Origin of the sequence: Acetobacter sp. DmW_043 (genome assembly GCF_002153485.1) — a bacterium.
Taxonomy (GTDB): domain Bacteria; phylum Pseudomonadota; class Alphaproteobacteria; order Acetobacterales; family Acetobacteraceae; genus Acetobacter; species Acetobacter thailandicus.
This window is the reverse complement of sequence record NZ_JOMN01000087.1, coordinates 1-4146: the sequence shown is the minus strand read 5'-3', so window position 1 is coordinate 4146 and position 4146 is coordinate 1. Positions and strand designations below refer to the sequence as shown.

Genomic DNA, 4146 nt, shown 5'->3' with positions numbered 1-4146 from the left:
TTCCTTGCCGTCATCCATATCGCAGCAACAGCAGACTGGATTAAGTTCTAACAGGCCCTAGACTTCTCTTGCATCTGGGTTGCTTTCTGTTAGGTAGAGTGCATGGAAAATAGTACTGTCTTCCGGAGGTTTCTGTCATCATGAGTGAACTTGCGCAGCCTGAAGCGCACCGTAGACCTTCTGCAAAACGCCAGTCTACGTTAACGGCTGACAAAGGATGGATGCAGCGATTTGGTTTGGTGTGGAGCGACCTTCAGGAGGGTGCTAAGCTATACAGGTTAGTCTGGACACTTGCCTGCTCAGACATCAAACTGCGCTACAGAGGTTCGCTTATTGGGCCATTCTGGCTCACGCTCTCAACAGCCATTCAGATTGGTGCAATGGCTTTCCTGTATGCTGACCTGTTCAACACAGACATTCACACATATATACCGTTTCTGGCAGTTTCTCTTGTTCTGTGGGGTTATCTTAGCTCGCTCACGAGCGATGGATGCACCTGCTTCAGTGCATACGACACCCTGATTAAAGGGACGCGCATGCCTTTTATAGTACATGTCGTCAGGAGTGTCATAAGGAACACCATCATTCTGCTGCATAATGTGGTTGTTATTGTGGCTGTGTTTGTGTTGATGGGTAAACCTCTTACTTTTTATAGTCTGGCCGCCATTCCTGGTTTTCTGCTTTGGTTAATTGACGGCGTTGCGATCTCATTTTTACTGGGCACTATTTGTGCCCGCTTCAGAGATATTCCTCAAATTGTTGCGGCCATCATGCAGGTCGCCTTTTTCATGACACCTATCATGTGGCAGGCCACGACCCTGAGAGGGCACCCGGGTACAGAAAGCGTTGTTTTGTATAATCCGTTTGTCTATATTCTCGATGTGGTGCGTAACCCTCTTTTAAATGAGCCACTTAGCGCATTGTTTGTGATGAAGGCTCTGGTTATTTCTGGGGTACTGGTGCTTGTGTCTTTGGTCAGCTTTGCCCGCTTCCGCGGACGCATTTCATTTTGGGTATAAGTGGAATGGCATATTTAAAAGCTTCCGATACCTCTATTGATTTTCCTTTATATCACACTGAAAACAGATCGTTGAAGAAAGCCCTGTTAGGCCAGGTTTCTTCCCGTTTTGGTGTCGATAAAAAGAGCCGTCCGGTTGTACAAGCGCTCCGGGATGTGTCGTTCTCACTCAAAACAGGGGACAGGCTGGGGCTGGTTGGAAGCAATGGCTCGGGCAAAACAACGCTTTTGCGCACCTTGTCTGGCATTTATCAGCCAACAGCAGGAACGCTGTCGATGGAAGGAAAGCTTATTTCTCTTCTTGACCCGCAGCAGGGCATGAATATGGAACTGACAGGCTATGAAAACATACGCCTGCGGAGCTATTATCTAGGACTCTCCAAATCTGAAAGTCAGATGTTCGAAGAAGATGTGGTCGGGTTTACAGAGTTAAATGAGTTTTTGGACATCCCGGTGCGGAATTACTCATCCGGTATGATAGTACGTCTGGCTTTTGGTATGGCCACGGCTTTCTCCCCTGAAATTTTGCTGATGGATGAATGGATTTTAGCCGGGGATGCGGCTTTTATGTCCAAAGCTAAAAAGCGGGTAGAGGGAATGGTGCAGCATGCTGACATTCTGGTGCTTGCCAGCCATTCCCCCTCCATTCTGGCGGAGTGGACCAACCGGCTGATCTGGCTTGATGGAGGACGGATTGTTGCTGATGGCCCCGCAATGGAAGTGTTTGAGGCTTACCTGCCCAGCCAGGACTTTCAACAACTGCTCAAAACACGCTCCTGAATAGGCGTGCCTTGTCACAAGTGATCAAATAAAGAGTTAGGTACAATGAAAAAAATAGCGATTGTTGGAGCGGGTTTTTCAGGGAGCGTCATCGCACGGGAACTGGCCGAGCGGGGGTATTCCGTTGATGTGTTCGATAGCCGCGAGCATGTTGCAGGTAACTGCTACACAGCACGTGATGCTCAGAGCGGCATTATGCTGCACGTTTATGGTCCGCATATTTTTCATACTAGTAATGAGCGTGTATGGGAGTATGTGCAGCGATTTGACCGTTTTATGCCCTTTATTAATCGGGTTAAAGCGCATGCGCGTGGGGAAGTTTTTTCCCTGCCGATCAATCTTATGACAATCAACCAGCTTTTTAACAAACAGTTCTCGCCAGCGGAGGCCCGGGCCTTTATTGCAGAACAGGGCGACCAGAGTATTACTGAACCGCGTACGTTCGAAGATCAGGCGCTGCGTTTTGTTGGCCGGAAGATGTATGAAACGTTTTTCCGTGGCTACACCCGCAAACAATGGGGCCTTGAGCCATCCGAACTGCCGGCCAGTATCCTCAAGCGCCTTCCTGTACGCTTTAATTATAACGATAATTACTATGGTAGTAAGTATCAGGGTATTCCTGAACATGGTTATACCTATATCGTTGAGCGTATTCTGGAACACACCAATATTCGCGTACACCTCTCCACCAGCTTCAGCCGTGATCAGGCGCAGGAATATGCTCACGTCTTTTACAGCGGCCCGATCGATGCATGGTTCAATCATACTGAAGGTCGCCTGAGCTACCGCACACTAGACTTTGAAACAGTGCGCGCCGAAGGCGACTATCAGGGCAATCCTGTTATTAATTATTGTGACGAAGATGTGCCATGGACGCGTGTTGCTGAGCATAAGCACTTTACGCCATGGGAAGAGCATGACCAGACGGTTCTGTTCCGCGAACATAGCCGTCTGTGCGGTGAAAATGATACGCCCTATTACCCTATACGCCTCGTGCACGATAAAGCTCGTTTGCAACGGTATGTTGAGCTGGCAAAAGCCGAGCAAGGAGTCACGTTTGTAGGTCGTTTAGGTACATACCGTTATCTGGATATGCATATTACCATTGCAGAGGCACTGGATGCAGCCGAGCAGTTCCTGACGGCGCAGGATGCCGGTAATCAGGCTCCCACCTTTTGTATCGACCCACTTGCATAATGTCCTCAACCCACACTCTCCCCCGTGTTACAGCAGTTATTGTTACTTATAACCGCCTCGAAAAACTGCAGCAGACAGTGCGTAATACGCTTGCTCAGTCTTTTTTCAGGGTTGTTGTGGTCAATAATGCGTCTACCGATGGCACAAAAGCTTATCTGGATAGCTTAGATGACGTACGTCTTGATATTGTGCATGAAGCAGTTAACAAAGGCGGCGCAGGCGGGTTTAAGTGTGGGTTTGCTCATGCGTTAAAAAACGAAGAGGCAGAGTGGCTTGTCTGTTTTGATGACGATGCCTACCCTATGCCAGATGCTTTGGTCCGGTTTGCGGCATTAACTCCAGGTGATGATGTTGGTGGAGTGGCGGCGGCGGTGTATTTTCCAGACGGTCGAATTTGCTCAATGAACCGACCTGGACAGAATATTTTTCGCTCACCCCGGACCTGGCTTTCAGCTTTTTTCCGCCGTTCAGGTGCACTTGGTTTGGGAGATATCGCCTATAGTGGCACACAACCCATACCAGTTGCGTTTTCTTCGTTTGTCGGACTATTCGTACGTTGCCCGGTAGTGAAAGCACTGGGGCTACCACGGTCTGATCTGTTTATTTACCGTGATGATTCCCTGTATACACTGTCATTGACGCAAGCAAACTACAGCTTGCTATTCGCTCCTCTTGTTCGGTTTGTACATGACTGTGCAACGCCTTCTTCCGGAGTGAGAGTTTATAATCCTTTGTGGAAGGTCTACTATATTGTACGAAATGATCTTCCGTTTTTTCGTCAATTAGCAGGGCCCTATTTTCCCTTAATCCTACCTTTGCTGATTATCAAATTTCTGGCTTCTACCCGCCATTATGATCGTCCGATGATGTTTTTGAAGGTTTTTGCCGTAGCAATCGCAGACGGGTTGCGTGGTAATTTTTCGCGTTCTCACGCTTGGGTTGTCGCGTATGGGAACAGTCAGGTTAAATCTGAGGAGTAGTGACCGCGCCATAGGCCGTGATATTCAGACAGGAGGAACGGTTGCACTGTTTCGCCAGGTAACAATAATCTGCGGTTGATAGATCTATTTGCTCAGAGTAGCTGATATTTTAGGCTCAGGACCTGTTAATTTATTGAACTGAGCGAGAGATTGTGATTCACAGGCTTACCG

The 4146-nt window shown here is 48.2% G+C and carries 4 protein-coding genes; all 4 read left to right on the top strand.

The window, feature by feature from the left end; all coding sequences use genetic code 11:
• The first annotated feature begins 140 nt into the window (after nucleotides 1-140).
• The 4 genes from HK11_RS11830 (at nucleotide 141) to HK11_RS11815 (ending at nucleotide 3975) form a co-directional block, all read left to right on the top strand.
• On the top strand, nucleotides 141-1019 hold the full coding sequence (locus tag HK11_RS11830) for an ABC transporter permease (protein WP_086555516.1): 879 nt from the start codon (nucleotides 141-143) through the stop codon (nucleotides 1017-1019).
• 71 nt (nucleotides 1020-1090) lie between these two features.
• On the top strand, nucleotides 1091-1798 hold the full coding sequence (locus tag HK11_RS11825; protein ID WP_233133474.1) for an ABC transporter ATP-binding protein: 708 nt from the start codon (nucleotides 1091-1093) through the stop codon (nucleotides 1796-1798).
• Between the two features lie 45 nt (nucleotides 1799-1843).
• The gene (gene glf, locus HK11_RS11820; protein WP_086555514.1) at nucleotides 1844-2995 is read left to right on the top strand and encodes a UDP-galactopyranose mutase; all 1152 of its coding nucleotides are present in this window, start codon (nucleotides 1844-1846) and stop codon (nucleotides 2993-2995) included.
• Complete coding sequence (locus HK11_RS11815) at nucleotides 2995-3975, top strand: glycosyltransferase (RefSeq protein ID WP_086555513.1); 981 nt, start codon at nucleotides 2995-2997, stop codon at nucleotides 3973-3975. Before glf ends, HK11_RS11815 begins: the two co-directional genes overlap by 1 nt.
• Nucleotides 3976-4146 lie beyond the last annotated feature (171 nt).

Excerpts from the sequence above, each read along its gene's own strand:
- HK11_RS11830 (WP_086555516.1), top strand. The coding sequence starts at position 141 with ATGAGTGAACTTGCGCAGCCTGAAGCGCACCGTAGACCTTCTGCAAAA.
- glf (WP_086555514.1), top strand. The coding sequence starts at position 1,844 with ATGAAAAAAATAGCGATTGTTGGAGCGGGTTTTTCAGGGAGCGTCATC.
- HK11_RS11815 (WP_086555513.1), top strand. The coding sequence starts at position 2,995 with ATGTCCTCAACCCACACTCTCCCCCGTGTTACAGCAGTTATTGTTACT.